Source organism: Acetivibrio mesophilus (assembly GCF_004102745.1).
Taxonomy (GTDB): domain Bacteria; phylum Bacillota; class Clostridia; order Acetivibrionales; family Acetivibrionaceae; genus Hungateiclostridium; species Hungateiclostridium mesophilum.
The window spans coordinates 66017-87716 of record NZ_RLII01000012.1 but is presented as its reverse complement, the minus strand read 5'-3'; the positions used below and the strand labels follow the sequence as shown (position 1 = coordinate 87716).

The following is a 21700-nucleotide window of genomic DNA, read 5'->3' as shown; positions in this document are numbered from 1 at the left end:
TCACTTTCCCTATAGCCATAAAAATGATGTTGTTTCCTTTGTCTCATAATCTGTATAGACCTGTACTTTTCCCCTTGAAGGATAATAACCGTTATTGTCGAGATAAACATAGTGTCCGTATACTATTTGTCGATCTTTTTTTTCTGCAGTTAAATCCTTGTAACTCTTTGGTAATGCATACAATACACCACTTCTAAGTCTGTTTTCCATTTCTTCATCATTACTATTTAGCGATACTGGAATGTAAGTATTTTTAATGCATAGATTTTTCATAATAGCTTGTTTCTTGCTTTTTATTTCAACTTCTTCTACTGGTACTTCCCGAACAAAACATCCTTTATTTTGAGGTACAAAGAAATCTTCTTTTCTTCCAATAGATAAATATTTTGTTGGACTTTCCAATGCTTCTTTTATCATCTTATATTCTGTAGCATTTTCGGTGTATATAAAAATTGATAAATTTACATCTTGTAGCACTTCAAAATTCATTACCCTATTACCAGCTTGCTTATCTTTAAAGAAAATAGCATATTCACTATAGGGAACTTGTTTTTCAATCATTTTTCTCTGAAAAGTTCTCATTTTAGTCCAGTAACTTTCGAATTCACCACGTATAAAATGAATTTCTTTATTTTTGTAAGTTCCGACAATACCGATCTTAAAAACCGATTTAGCTTGTCTATCAACTAGATATGATATAAGCCCAGCAATAGTAGTAGCAGTTGGCAAATGCAAAGTTGGTATAAAATCATCCTGCATTATCTTTGGTTCCCTATAATGTGCAAAGGGTTGATATATATCCATTTTTAGCACATTGTTTATCATTTTACTCCTCCGTATTCAAATACCAATTGTTATCATCACCTATTTCCAACTTATTAACGAGTTTTATCATTGCTTCTTGAGGAATATTTTCTATAACTATACTGTTCTCAAAGTCACTATTTTTATATGTTACTGGAAGTCGTGATGATACAGCTATAACATAATTTTCACTGTTAAGTCCATATCCTTTAATAGTTTCATAAACATAGTCCATTACCAAATTCCCTTTTGAATCAACACAAACATCATTCCAAAAATACGGTATGGGACTCCTAAAAGCACCTCCAAAAGCAGCCAATGGTTTCAAATGTATTTTTTGATGTTTAATATCACGGGTAAAGTTTAGTATTGCATCAATGAGATCTACAATTGCTTTCTTTCTAAGTTCTTTCGTCATATATTTTCTATTTCCAGGTTCAAGATACTTATCATTTTCAACTTCTATTACCCCTATTCTATCCAACTCAATTGTTATAGTATAGTAATAATAGTCACCAAAAACTTCTTCAAAGGCTAATGCCTGTGTTGTTGGAATTTTGTCTATACCAATGGCATTTCCTTTATCATCAAAATACTCACGTCCCAAATCAGGATTTAAAAATCCTCTATTTGTTACAGTTTGAGTATCAGATTTAAATGTGTTCACTGAAATAAAAGGAATCACTCTTAATGGAGATGTTTTATTAATTTGCTTATCAGGTACCAAAAAACCAAATACATCATTTTCAATCCCATTTAAATCTGTAGCTTCAATATTTTCTTTCCTTGGATACAAGTTCTTATCCTTTTTAACAATGCTACTTGCCGTCCATCCATATTCTTTTATCAATTTCTTTCTTAATTCATATGTAACTGTACCTACGCTTGTCATAGAATGAATTCCATCTTTATAGAAGTACTTTTTAATTGGTGAATAATTGCCCGCACCCTGATCATTTGAAAGTGCAATTGGACTTTCAGTTAAAATTGTCAATGTTATTCCACTTACTTTATTCTTATTCATTTTCTTTCCTCCTGTTTTTGATTAATAAATAGTCCTTCTAAAAAAACACCAATGTTGTATGTGAGTTCTATGTTGTCTTCCACATCCAATATTCCTTTGGTAAAATATCTAGGAATCTCAACACTATTCACCATAAACTGGTGATACAATAACTTTATAATACCGTCCCTGCTATCCACTTTTAACAGTTGAATAAGTTTAAAACCCAATGTATTTTTAGATTCATTTGGAATTTTACTTCCCAATTTTATACCTGCATCAAAAAATGTTTTATAATCTTTGGCCAAATTTTTTCCCTCCTCGCTATATTCTATTTTTAACATTTCTAATAAAAGTCTGATATTGTATACAGTTCTTGTTACATTCAATGTACGTCTTCCTTCTTTTCTGTCAAAATACATCACTACTGAAATTAAGACATCTTTTAAACTTTTATAATTTCTGCTAATAACCAGTCTTCTTAATTCAGATATATTTAGATATGTGTCTGAAGAGATAGATAATTGATTTATTATGTGATATAACTCTATCTGTTTTATATACTCGTCGTACTTCATCACTTGCTCCATTTTTAATATAAGTCCTTTATTAGGATCTGATTTAATTGAATACAACCGAATACTTTTTGCATTATACTGACTTAACTTTTTATAAAATCCTTGATCATTATATAATTTTATTAAGCTATTAATCTTTAAATTAAAGAAATAAATGTTGTTCAATGAATCAAAATAAGATATAATTTTTGGCTGCATTAAGCTGAAATATAGCAGGAACGTTAAATTAAAAAATTCACAAACAAAGCATACCGAACTTTGAGCATTTCCATAATTATTGAAAGTGCTATTCTCAGCACCCATAAACATATAGTTATATTTTGAGACTTCCCTTATCTTTTGCTCTGACTTGTGTGTAATATCAAGTTCTGTTGAGTAAACGCTATGACAGATACAGCAAACATCTCCGCTTGATTTGTACTTATCAAGTATTTGAATTTGATCCTCCAATACTTTTCCATTTAACTCAAAAACTAACCTTACAAGTTCATTAAAGTTTTTATGAAAGTTTTCTTCGCTCTGCGAGTTTGCACCATATTTAGGACTATTTCTTATGTAGGGTACGTATTTTGACTTGAAACTTTTTTTAAGCTTTTCTTTTTCTGATTCATTAAGTTCAGCTAACGAATCAACCATTTCTATAAAGTTATCAATAGTAGTATTTTGGAAAAACTCCTCATTTATTTTCTTTTTTTCTAATTCAGCTTTAACTCCTTTCATAAAATTTTCAAATACTTTTACGCTGATTATGTACTGATAAACCTCAGAGTAGTCATCGCATACAAATTCCAAGAAGTTATCCGTCAAAGTTATCTCGTATTCTTTATTGAAATATAATTCCATTTCCTGAAGTATAGTGTAAAAATAAACAATACCAAGATCTCTTACTATCTCTCCAGAACGATAAAATCTTAATCTAGAAATCTTCCTCACCCCCCTCACTTAATAAACTAACTCTAACATTCCAAAACCTTGGTTTCTCTTAAAACCGAGCCCTAAAGAATACAAATCTTGTAAATCTTTTGTGCTCCCACACAGTTTAAAAATCCCCTCGTAAGAATTCACATAAAGATAATCTCTTCCGGAACTTTTTTCAAATTCGCGGATATCTTGTCTGACGATAACATTTTTCATCTTAACATTATGAAAAACTAGCCTTTCTTCCAATCCAGTACCCCTATAATTTTCAAGCACTTTTCCCGCGATATAATTAAGCTCATTCTCATAGTTTTCATCATCGATTTTTAAAAAATAGTTTTGATTATTTTTGATGCAAATCGGCGATATGGTTCTAAATATTACTTCCCTTGAATCTACGCATTTTTCTTTCATCATGGATATTCTTGTCCTGTTAACACAAAAATCCTTGTAGTTAAACTCATTAATCTTTAAAAGACCATTATAAAGATACAGGATGAATTCTGCGTCCGGAGAACTTATCAATAATGAGACTCCATCTTTAACGTTTACAATATCACCGTCAACATCAAAGCCTTTCATTTTAACGGAAAAGCAGAAGTTCTTGCTTTTTTTGTTTGACTTTCCGTTATAGGTATAAAGCTTATTGAAATACTCCAAATGGGATTTCTTTAATGCTTCCTTTATAAGACTTACAAACATCATGTTATGAGAGATTGGAAGCCTGTCAGCTGTAAAGTCGCATTTTAACCTCACTAATGTCACCCCCTTCCATTAATTCAATCTAATTATAATTTTATATGATATTTAGGACATATCATTGCACATATATAAATTTTTCATTTTATTTATTTCATTTTTTATTTCTTCTGCAACTTCATCAGGCTCTAACACAGTTACATTAGCTCCCATACCAAGAATCCATGTTTTTATCTCCGTAAGACCCCTCATTTTAGCCTCAAATATAATAGATTTATCATCTAAATCAGTTATCACCTGATTACTCACCCAAATTTTTTCCTTAACAATCTGTGACATGGGGTACTTTACTTTTAGTTTGATATTATATTCCTTATCCTTATAAATTCCTATACAGTTTTCCATGCACTTTTCAAGGCTGAAGCTTTCATCCTTTTCGAAAGTTTCGTTCAATAACTCGTAATTATTGATTCGACAGATTTTAAAATCCAGTATCTCTTCTTTTAATTCACAAAAACCTATAAAATATAAATCATTCTTGTACTCTAGAGTAGCGTAGGGGTGCACTATCCTGGTTTTTCTGCCGGAGTTTAAAGAAGTGTAATCAATACGGATCTTTTTTCTTAAAAGAACTGCTTCATGGAGATCTAAAAACTTTTTACGCTCGAAATCCGGGTCTGTATTTGAGACGATTTCCTTTGCCATATGATTGTAAAGGTTAACATGAGTATCATTTTCAACAGAATTTGCAGCATTGATTTTTATAACAAGACTTGAAATATCTTTGGCGGCGATATGTTGAGAGTCCTTAAGATATCTTTCCACGAGTTGCAGGGAATATTGCTCCTTACTCGAAATATTAAGACCTAAAAGGAAATTATTGTTTCTAAGCGTATATCCACCGTATTTTCCTCTCTCAGAGTCTATATATATTCCTGCGAATTCAAGGTCATCCCGGTACCTTCTTACTGTTCTTTCGTCCGTTTCAAGCATTGAAGCAATTTCACTAATCTTCATCTTACCGTTTTTCTGTAATAGCATATACATTTTTAAAGCATTACTAACCTGGCTCATGGTATACACCTACTTAAAATTATTCTTTACAAAAATTAATTATCTATGAAATTATAGAACGATATATTGATAATTTGCTTTAAATATAAACAAATTACAACACTATACTACCATTAATAATGACATATTACCAGGATTTCCTTGAAGTTTAGAGGTTTTATTTTGAAAGGGTAAAAAAAAGCCCGTACATTTCAATTTAGAAGGGAAAATGTAACGGGTTTTATAGGGGAGTATTAATTTGTACAGGAATAATATCGAGTAAAAAGCAAAAGTACTTTAGTGTTTTTATAAAAAATTTTAAACTTTTTGCGAAAAAAATCTGGGCATGGGGGAAAACGATAGTTTCCTTCTCATTTTTATCATATCCACAAATGCCTCAAGCCTTGTCATATAGCCCGCTTCACCCGTCATTTCATCAATTATCAGTGTAATGATGGGAATTTCATATTTCTTTTGCACTTCGCTAAAAGTACTTTGAGCAATTATTTCAGGCATGCAGGTGAAGGGATATATATGGACAACACCGTCAAATCCTTTTTTGGCGCTTCTAATAGAGGCGCCTATGGTGCTAAGACCATGGCCGCCAATATCATCGGTATTCATAAATTCCTTTCCCGCTTCATGATTCTTGTTTTTTATCTTGAAGGGGAGAAGCTTCTTTATAAAATGCTCTTTAATCCAATAGCTGATGCCCATGGTGTTATATACTTCTACACCCATGTTGCCAAGCTTTCTTTCTATCTCAAAATTTATACTGGGGTGGGCGGCAACATATATTTCACCCACAAGGGAAATCCTAATCGGTCTGTACTTTCTGTCCAGGGGCATTTTTCGCAGCTTTTTAGCGGTGGAACGAATTATTTCGTTTATGCTTTTATAGCCTCTCGTATTTTGGATTTCATTATGAAATCCTGACATTATTCTGTCCGTCTCTCCCTTGTTTACCTCCCGGCACCTTGTGTATCTTGAGAGTCTGTTTATCCTGTCAACTTTAAACACAGCCGTAATTGCACAAAATATCGCTTTTAAAAGCTCCAATTTGCTCTTTCCTTCTGTAAGAGGCCTTATTTTTTCCAGCACTTCTTTCACAGATATATTGCTGAGGTCAAGATAAATAAAATTCACATTATATCCGATGCTTTTTAATATTTCCGATTGGAGCTTTCCAAAATAGCCAAATCTGCACTGACCGCAGCCGCCGCCAAAAAGTATCATATCTGCTCCATTCTCAAGGCCGTAAATAAAATCGCCCATTATTGTCTTGAAAGGAAGGCAGGCAAATTCAGGCGAATGCAATATGCCCTGTTCAAGAAGATTCCTGTCGGAAATAGGGGGCATAACATAGTCTATTCCTGCAGTTTCCAACAGTACCTTTACAGCTATATATGAATCTCCCATATGCGGAAATGTAATTTTCATATAATCACCCTATCATATCTAAAAATGCTTCCAGTCTTGTATCAAATCCTGCTTCTCCCGTATGCTCATCAATGGTAAGCTTCAGAAGAGGCGTGTTGTATTGCTCTTTGAGCCGCCTTTCGATGAACTCGAGAACAAAAGCATCAACTCCGCAGGCAAACGGAGTGAGGTATATCATCCCCTTAATGCCCGGAGATGAGGCAAAAGTAAAGGCGCTTCCGAGAAGGTCAAAGCCGACATCCCAGAAGATTTTTCCTTCAAAGGGATAGGCGTTCTTTCGCTTGGTTTCATGGTTAATGTCCCGAGGAGTGAAGACGGTTATGTTTCGTGCTTTAAGCTTATCAATTAGTTTCATATTTAGATAACTGTCGTAGATCATGTATGGATGACCCAATAATGAAATTGCAGTTTGGGCGATGTTGCTATTTAAATGAGCCTCTGAAATTCCCGTATTTCTTTTGTTGTTATTGTATGTTTCTAGTGCCGCTTTAAAAGCCTCCACCACATCAGGATAGTTAATTTTTAGGGCTGTGGCAATTTCCTGAAGGCTTTTGAGGGTTTCTTCGGGTTTTGCATCCATATTTATTTTTACTTCCAGCACTTTGAATTGCCTTTTTAAATTCAGCAGAGTCATATCGGGAAGTCCGCAGAACTTAGGGCAGGTATACTCATTTTTATCAACGCTTGTATACCTAGGTATAAATATATAGTCAACCCTGTCCTTAAGACTGTATGCATGTCCGTGAAAAACTTTTACGGGCAGGCAGGTTTCATTGCTACAGTATTTTACACCACAGTCGAGAATTTCTTTATTGGTATCATCAGATACTTCAACATCGCAACCTAAATTATAGAAAAAACTTTCCCAGAGTAGATGGTGTTCAAAGTAAAATAATCCCTTGGGTATTCCAATGGTCGTCATCTAATTGATAAACTCCTTTAACAAATAAGCTCTTTTTAGGATTTTCAGTATCTCCCAGGCATTTATATATTATTTACAAAAAGAAGGGAATATATAACTTCTTTTATAATATGTTAAATACATACAAGGTGTTGCTTTATTGAAAAAATGGTAACAAATTGTTTACTGGGCACCAAAAAACATGTCAGAATTTAGAAAATGGTACAATTAACATGACATTCAAATTTTTTGCATATATAATAACTTATAGAGACAAGCTGTTATGCATTCCTGAGTATAGACAATGGAGCTTTTAAATGCAGTTTAATGTTGATTGATAGTCGGCCGACTTCAATAAATAAACTAAAAAAATCGAAGGAAAAAGAAAGGGGAATGTGTATGAAAAAAAGAATTGCACTCTTAACAGTAGTTTTAAGCATTGCCATGGTAGTATTTGGAGGCGCCATGACAGCATATGCAGGACATCAATGCAGCACTACAGTACTTATCGGTGACGTAAACTTGGATGGTTCAATTAACTCTTTAGACTATGCATTATTGTATAATGAAGTATATTATGCCGTACCTTTAGCAAATCAATTGCAGTATATAGCTGCAGATGTAAACTATGATGCTGCTATTACAATGCAGGATGTTAACATACTCGCGGACTATATTCTAGGAAAAATATCCTCTTTCCCAGCAGGTGCAACTTACACAGTATATTATGGAGATCTTAACGGAGATCAGTTGGTAACAACAGCCGATCAAAAAGTAGTTAGTGATTACATTCTTGGTAAAACTAGTTTAACTTTTAGACAGTTTGTTGCCGCAGATGTAGATGGTGATGGTTATGTAAATTCCCTTGATCTGGCATATATTACTCAACATATAAATGAACAAATTCAGCATTTCCCAGTATGCCCTTAAGGGTAACAACTACAGTATAAAATAACTAATAGTATGATAAAAAGTCCCTTCCGGATAAAAAATCCTCATCCGGAGGGGACTTTTAACGTGATATGCATATTGATTTATTGCTTAAAAGCATTTATGTAGATTAAAAGAGGTAACGAATTGTTTCCTAGAAGGTAAAAATATGTCAAAATATAGGATATAGTATAATTAGCATGATATATTAATTATTTGAAGATATAATATACACATAAATGAAGCTATTATGTATTCCTGAGTATAGACAATGCAGCTTTTAAACGCAATATTGATTGATAGGCGGCCGGCTTTCAATAAATAAACTAAAAAATCAAAGAAAAAAGAAAGGGGAATGTGTATGAAAAAAAGAATTGCACTCTTAACAGTAGTTTTAAGCATTGCCATGGTAGTATTTGGCGGCGCTATGACGGCATATGCAGGACATCAATGCAGCACTACAGTACTTATCGGTGACGTAGACTTGGATGGTTCAATTGATTCTTTAGACCTTGCATTATTATATGCTGAAATTAACAATACGCAACCGTTTACAAATCAATTGCAGTACATAGCTGCAGATGTAAACTATGATGGTGCTGTTACAATGTTGGATGCTTATTTGATTAGAGACTATATTCTTAGGGCAATATCCTCTTTCCCAGCAGGAGCAACATACACAGTTTATTATGGAGATGTTAACGGAGATCAGTTGGTAACAGAAGAGGATCTTAGAATAGTTAAAGACTATATCCTTTTAAAAACTACTTTGACTTTTAGACAGTATGTTGCTGCGGATGTAGATGGTGATGGCCTTGTAGATTCTCTTGATGCGTCATATATAAATTCATATGTGAAAGGTAAAAGAGACCATTTTCCAGTATGCCCTTAAGAGTAACAGTTATAGTATAAAATAACTAATAGTATGATAAAAAATCCCTTCTGGATAAAATCCTTATCTGGAGGGGATTTTAAATTTAATATAGATTTTAATATAGATATTGATTTACTGCTTAAAATAGGATAAAATGAAATTAAATATTAAGAAAGGGTAAGGTATTTTAACGATGAGGATTGGCTAATTTGGCAAAAAATCATTTTGATTTTAAAGAGAGCATGATGCTCTTGTTTTGTGCCGGATTAGCTATAAATATCTTTGTCATACAGTTAATGCCTTGCTGCTTTAGCGGGTATTATGCTTTTTGTATCTTTCCGGCACACTCAAAAAGGTGAAAGGAGAGATTTTTTTATGCTTATATTGGAAGCGTCAAATATAAAGAAGTACTTTAGTGACAGGCTTATTATTGAAATTGATGATTTGAAGATTTATTCCGGTGACAAAATCGGTATAATAGGGCAAAACGGTTCCGGTAAGACTACGCTTATGAATATTTTGGCAAAGGAGATAGAACCGGATCAGGGGTTTGTGAGACAATTTTGTGATATAGCATATATCCGTCAGTTTTCCGATGAAAGCATTTATGCAGATAAAAAGCTGTTAAAGGAATTTAACCTGTCTCAGAAGGTGCATCAAAATGTCTTTAGCGGGGGAGAAAAAACCAGAATCAAAATTGCCAACGCCTTTAATGGTGAAAATCTTCTGGTGTTTGCGGATGAGCCTACGGCAAATCTTGACTATAAGGGAATTGAACTTTTAAAGCAAAAACTCCTAAGGGTGGAGTCGTTTGTGATGGTAAGTCATGATAGGCTCTTGCTTGACAGCCTTTGCAATAAAATAATTGAGGTAAGGGACGGAAAGCTGAAGTTCTATAACGGCAACTATTCATTCTATAAGAAACAAAGTGAGATGGAGCATAATCGTGAACTTCTGGAGTATGAAAAGTATATCTATGAAAAGTCAAGTATCCAAGAGGCAATAATGGACAGGCAAAATCGGTCAAAATCCATGAGGAAAGCTCCGAAAAGAATGGGCAATTCCGAGGCGAGGCTTCACAAAAGGGAAACTACCCAAAAGCAGCAAAAAATCAATAATGCAGCAAACAGCTTAAAAACTCGTCTCGATAAACTCGAGGTAAAGGAAAAACCGAAGGAAATACCGAAAATCAAGCTGGATTTTTCTCTGACCAATCCACCGGAAAGCAAGGTTGTTATCTCTGCTGACAGGCTATCCTTCAGCTATGGCAGCAAAAAAGTATTTGATAAAGCTGGGTTTAAGGTATTGAACGGTTCAAAAACTGCCATGTGGGGTGAAAACGGAACAGGAAAGAGTACATTGCTGAACCTGATTTACAAAAATGCCGATAGGAGCATATATATTGCGCCTAAGGCAAAAATCGGATATTTTCATCAAGACTTTGAAAACCTCGATTATAATAAGTCCGTACTGGAAAATGTGATGAGGAATAGTGTCCAGAATCAGACTGTAGCGAGAACAATACTGGCACGCCTATTAATAAGGAATGATGATGTAAATAAAAAGGTGGGGTGCTTGAGCGGAGGAGAGAAGGTGAAGGTTTCCTTTGCAAAGCTCTTTGTCTCCGATGCCAATGTTTTGCTTTTGGATGAACCGACAAATTATCTTGATATGACCTCTATGGAAGCATTGGAGAATGTCCTTTGCGAGTATGAGGGAACAATTCTCTTTGTCTCCCACGACAGCGCCTTTGTAAATGCTGTTGCTGACCACTTGCTTGTATTTGAAAACCATACTATAACCGAGTATGAAGGAAGTCTCGAAGAATATAGACAACGGACAAATGAAACTCCGAAAAAGGCCAAAGATGAGACGGAACAGATTCTAATTAGAATGAAGATGGCTGAAATAGCATCAAAGCTATCGATTCCCGGGGCTGATAAGGAGGCTCTTGAAGAAGAATATCGAAGCCTTGCGTCTATGTTGGGGAAAATATAAATATACCGCCTGCCAATTCTAAGATAATTTCATTGGCAGGCGGCTTTTACTTTACTCCTAAGCTCCATTATGTCCCGCTGCATAATCATGGGCTTGCTTCAACATCATATCCTTTACCTTCATAAGTCTGGTGATGTTTCCTCTTTCATTTTCGTCCAGCTTCATGGATATATATTTTATCGTATCCGTCAACTGAGGGATCATTACATATTCAAGGGCATTAACCCTTCTTCTTGTTTTTTCGATTTCCTGTGCAAGAAGCTGTGATGATTTTTCCATCTGTGCAAGCTCAAGCATGTAAGGAAGCACCTGGGAAAGGGTGGAGATGGCCCCGTCAAGCTCTCCGGAAGTTGAGGCAAATCCATAAGGATATATGTCGCTTTCGTCGGAGCTTGAAGTGGTAAAATTCAGTATAGGTACTTCCACGCTCATGATATTCTTGGTGGACACGTCAAGGCTTATGCTCTGCTTTGGAAGCATAAGCGCAGCATCAAGCCCTTCTGATGACATAACGGCTCTAGCTATGAGAAAGTCCTGGTGAACTTTCATCAGCATTTCTTCAACCTTTTCACGGAGCTCTTTGTTTTTTCTCACCAGGTCAAGAAACTGCTTCATGAGTTCATCCAGCTTATCCTTTAACAACTTGTGACCTCTGCGGGCAACCTGCAGCCTTTTCTTGAGTCGGGAAAGCTCCATTCTGGTCGGGTTTACACGCATAATTCCCATAGTGATTCTCTCCTTAATATTAAGAAGACAGCAATAAGCTTTCTTCTTAAGTCTGAAAATAAAAGCTCTGGAATAAATAATACCCTAAATAAGCCTCGTAAAAAGCACAGGTTATTTATTCTCTGATGCTTTGGGCAAATATTTATCAAGGTATTCATCCCGTATACGTTTGAGCTCTGATCTAGGCAGTATTGAAAGCAGCTTCCAGCCGATTTCAAGGGTTTTTTCAATAGTTCTGTCTTCGTCAAAGCCCTGGGATACATATTCCTTTTCAAAAGCATCCGCAAATTTGGCATATAGCTTATCCGTATCGGAAAGGGCAGCATCTCCGAGAATTACAGCCAATTCCTTTGCTTCCTTACCCCTTGCGTAAGCGGCGAAAAGCTGATTCATTGTATCCGCATGGTCTTCACGGGTTTTGCCTTTACCGATTCCCTTATCTTTAAGACGAGACAGGGATGGAAGTACGTCTATTGGAGGCATTACGCCCTTGCGGTGAAGCTCTCTGCTTAGGATAATCTGACCCTCGGTTATATATCCGGTGAGGTCGGGGATAGGATGAGTCTTGTCATCCTCAGGCATTGTAAGTATTGGGATAAGGGTAATACTACCCTCACTATCAATCTTCCTTCCGGCTCTTTCGTATATTGTAGCAAGGTCCGTATAAAGATAACCCGGGTAACCTCTTCTGCCGGGAACTTCCTTTCTTGCGGCAGATACTTCACGGAGGGCCTCTGCATAGTTGGTTATGTCGGTAATTATAACAAGCACGTGCATGCCTTTCTCAAAAGCAAGGTACTCCGCTGCTGTCAGTGCCATACGAGGGGTTGAAATACGTTCGATGGCAGGGTCGTTTGCCAGGTTTATAAACAGTACTGTACGATCTATGGCACCGGTCCTCTTAAAGTCGCTGATAAAGTAGTCGGATTCTTCAAAGGTAATACCCACGGCTGCAAACACAACGGCAAATTTACTGTCTGTACCCAGAACCTTTGCCTGCCTTGCAATCTGTGCGGCAAGTTGGGCATGGGGAAGACCCGAACCGGAAAATATGGGAAGTTTCTGACCGCGAACCAAAGTGTTTAGTCCATCAATGGCGGACACTCCCGTCTGTATAAACTCCGAAGGGTAGTTTCTTGCGGCCGGATTCATAGGAAGACCGTTTATGTCAAGTCTTGTATCGGGAATAATGTTCGGACCGCCGTCCAATGGCTTACCCATACCGCTGAATACTCTTCCGAGCATATCCAGTGATACGGGAAGCTCAATACTTCTTCCCAAAAATCTTACTTTACTTGTAGCAACGTTTATACCTGCAGAGCTCTCAAAGAGCTGCACCAATGCATTTTCTCCGTCAACTTCCAATACCTTGCATCTTCTGATTTCACCGTTTGCCAACTCTATTTCACCGAGTTCACCATATTTAACACCTTCAACCTTCTGTACAAGCATCAAAGGACCGGCAACCTCGGATATTGTTCTGTACTCCTTTAGCATTTTATTGCACCTCCTTTGAGATGAGGGCTTCTATTTGGTTATTGAGCTCGCTTTCTATTTCATTGAAATGGCTGTTTACCTGTTCTTCAGGTGTGTATTTTGCTCTTCCTATTTTTTCCCTGACAGGAAGCTCAAATAATTCTTTGATACTCACTCCTGCATCTAAGGCTTTTTTGCCGCTGTAATAGAATCCCAGTATGAGTTTTAACATTCTGTACTGCTTATTCAACGAGGTATAGGTATCCACTTCATGGAAGGCATTCTGGTGAAGATAGTCCTCACGTACCGACTTGGCAGCTTCCAAAGTAAGTCTGTCGGAAGGTGACAGGGCATCGACACCCACCAGTCGAACGATTTCTTCGAGTTCCGATTCTTCTTGAAGGATGCGCATTGTGTCGGACCTCAATGAATTCCAGTCTCTGGAAACATTTTCATTAATCCATTTATCAAGGATATCAAGGTACAGCGAGTAGCTCTGCAACCAGTTTATTGCAGGGAAATGACGTCGGTAGGCAAGACTTGAATCAAGTCCCCAGAACACTTTGATAATCCTCAGTGTAGCTTGGGTAACAGGCTCGGAAATGTCACCACCGGGAGGTGATACGGCGCCGATGGCTGTCAGAGCACCTTCTCTGCCTTCGGTGCCAAGACATACAACTCTTCCAGCCCTTTCATAGAACTGGGCAAGCCTTGAACTTAGATACGCCGGATAACCTTCTTCACCAGGCATTTCTTCGAGTCGGCCGGACATTTCCCTCAACGCTTCTGCCCAACGGGAGGTGGAGTCTGCCATTAATGCCACACTGTAGCCCATATCCCTGAAATATTCTGCAATAGTCATGCCTGTATAAATGGATGCTTCTCTGGCAGCAACAGGCATGTCTGATGTATTTGCAATAAGAACGGTTCTCTTCATAAGAGATTCGCCAGTTCTTGGGTCTTTAAGCTCCGGAAATTCCCTTAAAACGTCGGTCATTTCGTTTCCGCGTTCTCCACATCCTATATAGATAACTATTTCTGCGTCAGCCCATTTTGCAAGCTGATGCTGAACTACGGTTTTACCGCTTCCGAAGGGACCGGGTACTGCTGCAACTCCACCTTTTGCCAAGGGGAAGAGAGTGTCGATAACCCTTTGACCTGTGACAAGGGGAGTGGTGGGTGGGAGCTTTTCCTTATATGGACGGCCCACACGTACCGGCCATTTCTGCATCATGCGAATTTCAACCAACTCTTTGTTTTCAGTTCGAACCTTTGCAACGGCTTCCTCCACAGTGAAGCTTCCGCCCGTTATCTCTTCAATTGTACCTTGTACTCCGTGGGGGACCATTATCCTGTGCTCTACGATTGGAGTTTCCTGAACCTTACCTATTATGTCGCCAGCAGCTACTTTGGCACCTTTTTTTACGGTAGGCTCAAACTTCCACTTCTTTTTTCTGTCGAGGGAAGTAACATCAATACCTCTTGTTATATTGCTGCCCACCATTTCCCTGATTGTTACAAGAGGTCTTTGAATACCGTCAAAAATATTCTCAATAAGCCCAGGACCCAGCTCAACGCTTAGGGGTGCACCGGTAGAAACCACCGGTTCGCCGGGGCCTAAGCCTGCGGTTTCCTCGTATACCTGGATGGAAGCTCTATCTCCATGCATTTCAATTATTTCACCAATCAAACGATGTTCGCTTACACGTACAACGTCAAACATGTTTGCATCTCTCATGCCTTCGGCAATTACCAGAGGCCCGGAGACTTTAACTATTGTTCCCTGGCTCACGATTTATCCCTTCTTTCAAAAAAAGTTTTAACCTCAAAGTCAAACAATAATTATTCATCCTTAAAAAGTATGTCAGCACCCACAGCTCGTTCTACACTCTTTTTAACGCTCATCATACCGATACCCAGAGAACCCTGATTGCCGGGAATGAGTATAATGGCAGGAAATCTATGATCCTTGTATTTGTCTATTGTAGAGACGATATCCTTTGCAAACTGCTCTGTGATGTATATAACCGCGTACTGCATAGCGGCAATTTCGTCAATCGTCTCTTGCGCCTCTGCAGCGCTTGTAACGGGAAATACCGACATACCAAGGGCTTTAAATCCTAAAATACTGTCTTTATCTCCAATAACTCCTACTTTATACATAAGACTCTCTCAGCCTTTCTCTAATGACATCATTAGAAATATTGTTTATTTTACCTACCATAATGATTCTTGCATTTTTAATCTCCGTTTCCTTTGCCATAAGGTATCCAATCAAAGGCTCAATGCCAAAGGTAATATATTTTGCCTTTTTGATATAGGAGGTTGTAAAGTTATCCGACAGTTTTTCAAATTTGGTAAGGCTTCCTGTACTCCTAAGGCTGTCAATTCCCTCCTCAAGCAAGGAACCGTATTGGGTGAACTTCAGCTCTTCGATAAAGCTTTCTAGGGGCGCATCGAAGTTTTGAATAAATACCTTAGTGTCAATATCTCCACCCCGAATGAGAATCTTTTGGAGAAAATCCCATGATTTTCCAAGGTTTTTGACCCTGAGAAAAATATTAATATTTCTGAGATCTATAAGCATCACAATCAGTTGATTTATGAACTTATTATCCAAAGAGGCTGAAATGCTCTTCATATGAGTATAATTCGCTTTGTCCAAAATCAGGTCTATTATCTGGGGATCACTGGTCCTGCTATAGGTGTCTATGACCTCTTCCACTGCTTTTCTCATAATGGAAGGCATTTTAGACATGTTTCTGTCCTTGATCATAAGCTTTAACTCGCTAGCAGGAATGGAACCCGGTTCAATCAGAAGGGAAGACTCGTCCTGATCGGAGAATTCCGCCTTTAGAATTACCTTTACATTATGGTAGTCATTTGTAAGCAAAAACATATTTATGATCTCCTGTTCAGGAGCAAGCTCATTTAATAGGCTATACACTTTTTTGTGTTCTTCCTTTAAAATGTTTTCATATTCAAATATGCTTTTGAGATCATTGTCTCCATTGCCGTAACCGGCTTCAAGCAAGACCCTAAGCGATTCATCCGCGGACTTTGCTTCCACCATTCTGTCAAGCCTTATTTTATCTAAAAGCCGTTTTTCAATGGCGCGTATCCGTGAGACTGCATATACATATTTTGTTTCATCGATTTTTTTAAGCTTTGGCAATTTCCATCCCTCCTTCTTTGCAAATTTTAAGCAGCTTTAGAATAGTGCTTTTATTACTTCGGCTTCTACCTCTTCTCTTTTCATCCTTATAACTGCTTCGAAGGAGTTGTTTATTTCAATATTACCGGATTTTAATATAAAGCCTCCGCTTATATTTTTAGTCTCCTCAGAAAGTCTTATTTTTCCGTCAATACCTCTTTGAGATAGTTTTTTATTTATGCCTTCTATAAAACCGGCAGAGATTCTTTGCTTATCCCTAGGGGAGAGTATAATCTCTTCAGATCCGCTTTCTATGGAACTTACTACCATTCGAGAGATTATTTCTTCATATTCCTTGTCAGGCAAGCTGTTTAGCTTCTCGAGGGTTTTATTGAATGCTTCGTCAACAACTTCCTGCCTAGCCTGAAGCTTCTTCTTTCTTGCTTCTAGCTCAGCCATTGCTTTAAGCCTTTTTTTAACATCCACGGCTTCATTTTTTGCTTTCTCAAGGATCTGTGCTTTTTTAGCGTCGGCATCATTTTGGGCTGCCGCGATTATTTTCGAAGCCTCTTCCTGAGCACGCTTGATATTTGCCTCTGCCTGAGCACGTGCTTCCTCAAGTATCCTTTCCTTCAATTTTTCTACTCCTGCCATGGGGAACACTCCCTTTTATATAATATCTTATGCTACTTTACCAATCATTAATATTGACACTATGAAGCCCAAGATAGCAAACATCTCAACCATAAGTGCCATTACTATAGCCCTTCCAAGACCTTCGGGCCTTTTAGCTATCATGTTTATTCCTGCAGCAGCAACTCTGCCTTGGAAAATTCCTGAAATCCAGCCGACAAAACCGATAGGAATACAACCGGCGAAAAGGATAAAACCTTCTGCAATTGACAAAGAGTCACCTGCTACTACTTTCTGAATGGTAAGGAATGCGATAACGAAAGCATAGATTGCCTGGGTACTGGGAAGTGCCTGAAGTACCATTACCGGACCAAATTTACCCGGGTCTTCAGTTAAAACACCTGCACCGGCTTCACCAGCCAAACCAACACCTTTGGAGGAACCAAAACCTGCAAAGATAAAGGCTATTGCTGCTCCGAAAATTGCAAAGAAATTTCCACTAATAATTTCCAACATAATGAATTACCTCCTGTTATTTTAGATTTATATATTTTGTTTTTGCTTTAAAGGGCTCAAAGGCTGTACCTCCGCCCTTATAGAACTTTCCAAAAAACTCAATATACTGCAATCTGCAAGAGTGAACATAGGCCCCGAGAGCATTGATTGCAAAGTTGAATATGTGCCCAAAGGCCAGAATAGCAACTACAGCGATAATTTTTAGAATATTATTGAAGCCGAACATTGTCGCCATCTGGTTGACGATGGATGCAATAACCGAAGTGGCAAGACCAAGGGCAAGAAGCCTTGAGTAGGATAAAACATCACTCATAAAGCTTACAAGATCGTAAAGGCTTGAAACACCGCCTATAAGCTTTGCAAAAATATTTTTCTTGTCCCGGCCTTGGGTCAAAATCAAAAGAGCCGCACCAATTACCATGAGATACTTGCCTAGATTTACCAGGCCGGTTACACTTTCGGCATCAACCTTTGGAATATAGGGAAGTACAAATAATATGAATCCCGTAAACAATATATACCAGAACAGCACATCAAAAACTGCATCAAGGTATTTTTTATCCTTGATAAGGTTTGCGCCGCGAACTCCAAGACCCACATATATGTGAATGGCACCAAAGAGTAGCGAGTAACTGAGCAGCAATTCCGGGTCTTCAGAAGGATTGAACCACAATGCCGGTATGTTCGGAATACCAAACCAACCACCGAAAAGTAGACCCCAGAGCATTGTCGAAATGCCACAATAAACCATGAGCCTCATGAACTTTTTGGTGCCTTCGTCAAGCTTAAACGCCTTAAGAATTATACCTGCAAGGATGGTCATTATTGCACCGTAACCGCCGTCACTTAACATAAGCCCGAAAAACAGTATAAAAAAGGGAGCCATTATGGCGTTGGGGTCAAGCTCTTTAGAGTTTGGCACACTGTACATATTTGTTATTGATTCTACAGAACTTGGAAAGGCTTTATTGGCAAGCAGCACAGGGAATTCTTCATCTTCTCCTGGCTTGATAATTTCTATGAAGCAATCACTGCTTTTTTCCAAGAGGGTTTTCACTTGCTCCGATGAATTTTCCGGGAGCCATCCTTCGAGCATGAATACCTTATTGGTTTTGAGCAGATTCACAAGCACACTCTTTCGTTCTCTTTCAATAGCCAAGTGATCGTGGAGAATCTCCAGGTCATCCTTATATCTTACATAGGAGGCTATCTTTTTTTCAATATCCTCGATATCCTTGTCTATTTTTTCTATGGTTTTAGAAGCTTGACTGATATTGTGTTTTACAGTTCCGGAAAGGTCTTTAAAGGTTACCTTGGAGAACCCGTACTGCTTTAATACATTCAGAGCATCTTCTTCTTTACTGCTTAAATATATAATAAGAAGATAGCTTTGCTCCTTGTCTTTGCCCAAAACCTCACAGTAGCTTTCTGGCACTGTGTCAGAAAGATCCTGCTTTATTTTATCAGTATCTGCCATTTCCGGCACAACACCGATTAAAACCGTGGAAGACGCAGTCGATGTCAAATCAAGGGGGATGTCTAAAGCTTCCCACGGTCTAAGACTTAAAATCAGGTTTGAGTTCTTGTTCTTTTCTGCTTTTAAGTTTGACAGCATTTCTTCATATTCGTTAATACTGTTAATAACAGACCAGAGCTTATCCTGATTTTGCAAAATCATGTTTAATTCACTGGCATTGATATCACGTTTGGATGAAAAGAGAGGTTTTTTGCGTGTGTCAAATTTGTCCAGATAGTCAATAATGGCCGACACTCTGTCAATCTGAGCATCGAGCCCTGAGACGCTTTCGCCGTCACCGTCTACATCCACCAGGTCTTTCCATTCGTCAGAAGATATCTTTTCCTTTGGGTCTGTAATCTCAACAACGCCTAATTTCATAAGGTTCTCAAGGATGCGCTCCTTGTCTGATTCAAGCCCTATAAGAGAGATTTTATTCATTTTAACTATTGCCATTGGGGCTCACTATCCTTCCTATGATTATCTCCACCGCCTTGTCCAGCTTCTTCCTGGCGTTTGACTTTATAGCATCACACTCGGAAGATACTTCTGCGGCAAATTTTTCAATCTCGGCGTTTGCTTGCTTTTCGGCTTCCTGAATAATCTTTTTTGCTTCTTTTTCTGCATCTTCCTGAGTCTGTTCAAGAAGCTTGTAAGATTGATTGCTTGCTTCTGAGAGGATTTGCCGGGCGTCTTCATGGGATTGCTTTTTAATCTGTTCGGCTTCAGCTTCAGATTGCTTAATGGATTTAATAATATCAATCGACACCAAATCACCACCTTGTATATGTATTTATTTCCCGCCGACTTCAATTTATGCTGTTGTTAAAATGTCTACTGCTTAAATACTTTTTCCACATACTTAAATACAGGATATTAATACACTCGTTTGGGCATTGGTTTAGGTTAGACTCGCCATTGAGACTAATAATATATCGTTAAAAATTGATAAAAAACTTAATATAAATAATAGCATTATAAAAAATATATATCAAGATAATCAGCAAAAAATTACATTTTATTTTGCTGTCGTTATAGCCGAAAAAATTTTCTTTGAACCGAGGTTATAAGTCGTATTTCGGTTGGAAAAAAGAAAAAATGATGTTATTATATTATGAGATAATCGGAAGAGTACCGATAATTAATTTGGCTTATATTAAAAAGTGTGCAAAATAATACGAGGAGTGTTTTATGATTAAAATCGGTTTTTTGGGGCCTAAGGGGACATTCTCACAGGAGGCGATGTTTACATATACCAAAGGAAGCAATGACTTTGTCGAAGTCGATTACAACACTATGGTGGAGCTAATTATGGCGGTGGAAAACGACGAGATTGATGAAGCTATTGTACCTATCGAGAACTCTCTGGAGGGAGCTGTAAGTACTACGATGGATATGCTTGCAGCGGATGTGGATCTCAAGATCAAGGCGGAAGCTGTTATTGCGATAAAGCAGAATCTTATGGCAAGAAAGGGCACGAATATTGAAGATATAAAGTATATCCTTTCTCACCCCCAGCCCATTGGACAGTGCAGGAAGTATCTAAATTCTGCCTTTCCCCATGCAGTTATAAAATATGTATATAGTACTGCACAGGCAGCAAAGGAGGTTGCACATGGGGAAGGGAATATGGCAGCTGTGGGGTCTTTGGCTGCGGCGACAGAATATGGACTTCAGGTCCTTAAAGAATCCATTCAGGATAGCGATAATAATCTTACCAGGTTTGTAATAATTTCGAAGGAAGAGGCCCAGAGGGCTGCAAGGAATAAAACCTCCATAGTTTTTTCCACAGAAAACAGGCCGGGTAGCCTTTACAGGATACTGGACATATTTAGCCTGTGGGATATAAACATGACGCGAATAGAATCAAGACCTGCCAAAAACGAGTTGGGGAAGTACATATTTTTTGTGGATATAAACGGCCATGTGGAGGATGAAGATGTGAGGGATGCACTTACAATGGTAAAAAGAAAGACTTCCTTTTATAAGTTTTTAGGGTCTTATCCGGAGTTTGAAACACGGCGCTAATTTTCAAAGATTTAGTTTTTTCGTTTTTTGGGAAATTCGGTACCGAGGTATATTTTGTGGTATAATATATGGCACATAACTTATATTAATTTTTGGAGTGGTTATATGGCTTTGTTTGACAGGGAGATTGACATTACAAGAAATATTAAAATTATTGAGTGGCTAAAAAGTGAACTTCTTACCGATATAGCAAATCTTTTCAAGGTGCTGGTCAACGGAGTAAGGGAAGAGGTGCATGAATCGGTCTCAGAGACCCTGTCCAATATAATTTTGATCTGCTATATGCTTGGCAGGCGTTTGGGTGTGAGTTATAATTCCATTGAGATTAAGATAAATAACAAGATAAAACTTGGCATAATTGAAAATCATGATGTTGAAAAATACTACGGGGATTTGACTGAACTAGCAAAGCATTTGAACTCCTCTAGAATAAAAAATAAGGTCTAAAAGGTT

The 21700-nt window shown here is 37.7% G+C and carries 21 protein-coding genes; 5 read left to right on the top strand and 16 right to left on the bottom strand.

Annotation, left to right across the window (positions count from 1 at the left end):
- Positions 1 to 9 precede the first annotated feature (9 nt).
- From cas5 to EFD62_RS10385, 7 genes are all read right to left on the bottom strand, one after another.
- On the bottom strand, positions 10 to 825 hold the full coding sequence (cas5, locus tag EFD62_RS10415) for a CRISPR-associated protein Cas5 (RefSeq protein WP_069195523.1): 816 nt from the start codon (positions 823 to 825) through the stop codon (positions 10 to 12).
- A gap of 1 nt (position 826) precedes the next feature.
- Positions 827 to 1828 carry a type I-B CRISPR-associated protein Cas7/Cst2/DevR gene (gene cas7i / locus EFD62_RS10410; RefSeq protein ID WP_069195524.1) on the bottom strand — a complete coding sequence of 334 codons (1002 nt, stop codon included), beginning with the start codon at positions 1826 to 1828 and terminating at the stop codon, positions 827 to 829.
- Entirely contained in the window at positions 1825 to 3318 is a 1494-nt protein-coding gene (locus EFD62_RS10405; RefSeq protein ID WP_069195525.1) for a hypothetical protein, read from the bottom strand. The genes cas7i and EFD62_RS10405 overlap by 4 nt, the downstream gene beginning before the upstream one ends.
- Positions 3319 to 3327: 9 nt before the next feature.
- Positions 3328 to 4059: a CRISPR-associated endoribonuclease Cas6 gene (cas6, locus tag EFD62_RS10400; RefSeq protein ID WP_069195526.1), complete on the bottom strand. Its 732-nt coding sequence runs from the start codon at positions 4057 to 4059 to the stop codon at positions 3328 to 3330.
- 51 nt (positions 4060 to 4110) lie between these two features.
- Positions 4111 to 5076: a helix-turn-helix transcriptional regulator gene (locus EFD62_RS10395; protein WP_069195527.1), complete on the bottom strand. Its 966-nt coding sequence runs from the start codon at positions 5074 to 5076 to the stop codon at positions 4111 to 4113.
- 297 nt (positions 5077 to 5373) lie between these two features.
- Complete coding sequence (locus tag EFD62_RS10390; RefSeq protein WP_128706076.1) at positions 5374 to 6495, bottom strand: hypothetical protein; 1122 nt, start codon at positions 6493 to 6495, stop codon at positions 5374 to 5376.
- Positions 6496 to 6499: 4 nt separating this feature from the next.
- Positions 6500 to 7417 carry an acyl-CoA dehydratase activase-related protein gene (locus tag EFD62_RS10385; protein WP_128706075.1) on the bottom strand — a complete coding sequence of 306 codons (918 nt, stop codon included), beginning with the start codon at positions 7415 to 7417 and terminating at the stop codon, positions 6500 to 6502.
- A gap of 378 nt (positions 7418 to 7795) precedes the next feature.
- Between EFD62_RS10385 and EFD62_RS10380 the strand changes: the two genes are divergently transcribed.
- The 3 genes from EFD62_RS10380 to abc-f all read left to right on the top strand — a co-directional run bounded on the left by EFD62_RS10380 (position 7796) and on the right by abc-f (position 11198).
- Positions 7796 to 8326 (top strand): dockerin type I repeat-containing protein, encoded by a 531-nt coding sequence (locus EFD62_RS10380; RefSeq protein ID WP_128706082.1) that lies wholly within the window; start codon positions 7796 to 7798, stop codon positions 8324 to 8326.
- A 361-nt stretch (positions 8327 to 8687) separates the two neighbouring features.
- The gene (locus EFD62_RS10375; RefSeq protein WP_069195531.1) at positions 8688 to 9218 is read left to right on the top strand and encodes a dockerin type I repeat-containing protein; all 531 of its coding nucleotides are present in this window, start codon (positions 8688 to 8690) and stop codon (positions 9216 to 9218) included.
- A 357-nt stretch (positions 9219 to 9575) separates the two neighbouring features.
- Positions 9576 to 11198: a ribosomal protection-like ABC-F family protein gene (gene abc-f, locus EFD62_RS10370; RefSeq protein WP_069195532.1), complete on the top strand. Its 1623-nt coding sequence runs from the start codon at positions 9576 to 9578 to the stop codon at positions 11196 to 11198.
- Between the two features lie 57 nt (positions 11199 to 11255).
- Here the strand turns inward: abc-f and EFD62_RS10365 are convergent, their stop codons facing one another.
- From EFD62_RS10365 to EFD62_RS10325, 9 genes are all read right to left on the bottom strand, one after another.
- On the bottom strand, positions 11256 to 11924 hold the full coding sequence (locus EFD62_RS10365; RefSeq protein ID WP_069195533.1) for a V-type ATP synthase subunit D: 669 nt from the start codon (positions 11922 to 11924) through the stop codon (positions 11256 to 11258).
- Between the two features lie 111 nt (positions 11925 to 12035).
- Complete coding sequence (locus tag EFD62_RS10360; RefSeq protein WP_069195534.1) at positions 12036 to 13421, bottom strand: V-type ATP synthase subunit B; 1386 nt, start codon at positions 13419 to 13421, stop codon at positions 12036 to 12038.
- 1 nt (position 13422) lies between these two features.
- Positions 13423 to 15192, bottom strand: coding sequence for a V-type ATP synthase subunit A (locus tag EFD62_RS10355; RefSeq protein WP_128706074.1), 1770 nt, complete (start codon positions 15190 to 15192; stop codon positions 13423 to 13425).
- Positions 15193 to 15242: 50 nt separating this feature from the next.
- Positions 15243 to 15563: a V-type ATP synthase subunit F gene (locus EFD62_RS10350; RefSeq protein ID WP_069195536.1), complete on the bottom strand. Its 321-nt coding sequence runs from the start codon at positions 15561 to 15563 to the stop codon at positions 15243 to 15245.
- Positions 15556 to 16575, bottom strand: a complete 1020-nt coding sequence (locus EFD62_RS10345; RefSeq protein WP_069195537.1) for a V-type ATP synthase subunit C — start codon at positions 16573 to 16575, stop codon at positions 15556 to 15558. Before EFD62_RS10345 ends, EFD62_RS10350 begins: the two co-directional genes overlap by 8 nt.
- A gap of 36 nt (positions 16576 to 16611) precedes the next feature.
- Entirely contained in the window at positions 16612 to 17208 is a 597-nt protein-coding gene (locus EFD62_RS10340; protein WP_069195538.1) for a V-type ATP synthase subunit E, read from the bottom strand.
- Between the two features lie 27 nt (positions 17209 to 17235).
- Positions 17236 to 17703, bottom strand: coding sequence for a V-type ATP synthase subunit K (locus EFD62_RS10335; protein ID WP_069195539.1), 468 nt, complete (start codon positions 17701 to 17703; stop codon positions 17236 to 17238).
- Between the two features lie 16 nt (positions 17704 to 17719).
- Positions 17720 to 19675 carry a V-type ATP synthase subunit I gene (locus EFD62_RS10330; protein ID WP_069195540.1) on the bottom strand — a complete coding sequence of 652 codons (1956 nt, stop codon included), beginning with the start codon at positions 19673 to 19675 and terminating at the stop codon, positions 17720 to 17722.
- The gene (locus tag EFD62_RS10325) at positions 19662 to 19988 is read right to left on the bottom strand and encodes a hypothetical protein (protein WP_069195541.1); all 327 of its coding nucleotides are present in this window, start codon (positions 19986 to 19988) and stop codon (positions 19662 to 19664) included. Before EFD62_RS10325 ends, EFD62_RS10330 begins: the two co-directional genes overlap by 14 nt.
- 422 nt (positions 19989 to 20410) lie before the next feature.
- Between EFD62_RS10325 and pheA the strand changes: the two genes are divergently transcribed.
- Together pheA and EFD62_RS10315 are read left to right on the top strand one after the other, a co-directional pair.
- Positions 20411 to 21247 carry a prephenate dehydratase gene (gene pheA / locus EFD62_RS10320; protein WP_069195542.1) on the top strand — a complete coding sequence of 279 codons (837 nt, stop codon included), beginning with the start codon at positions 20411 to 20413 and terminating at the stop codon, positions 21245 to 21247.
- Positions 21248 to 21352: 105 nt separating this feature from the next.
- Complete coding sequence (locus EFD62_RS10315) at positions 21353 to 21694, top strand: MazG-like family protein (protein ID WP_069195543.1); 342 nt, start codon at positions 21353 to 21355, stop codon at positions 21692 to 21694.
- Positions 21695 to 21700 lie beyond the last annotated feature (6 nt).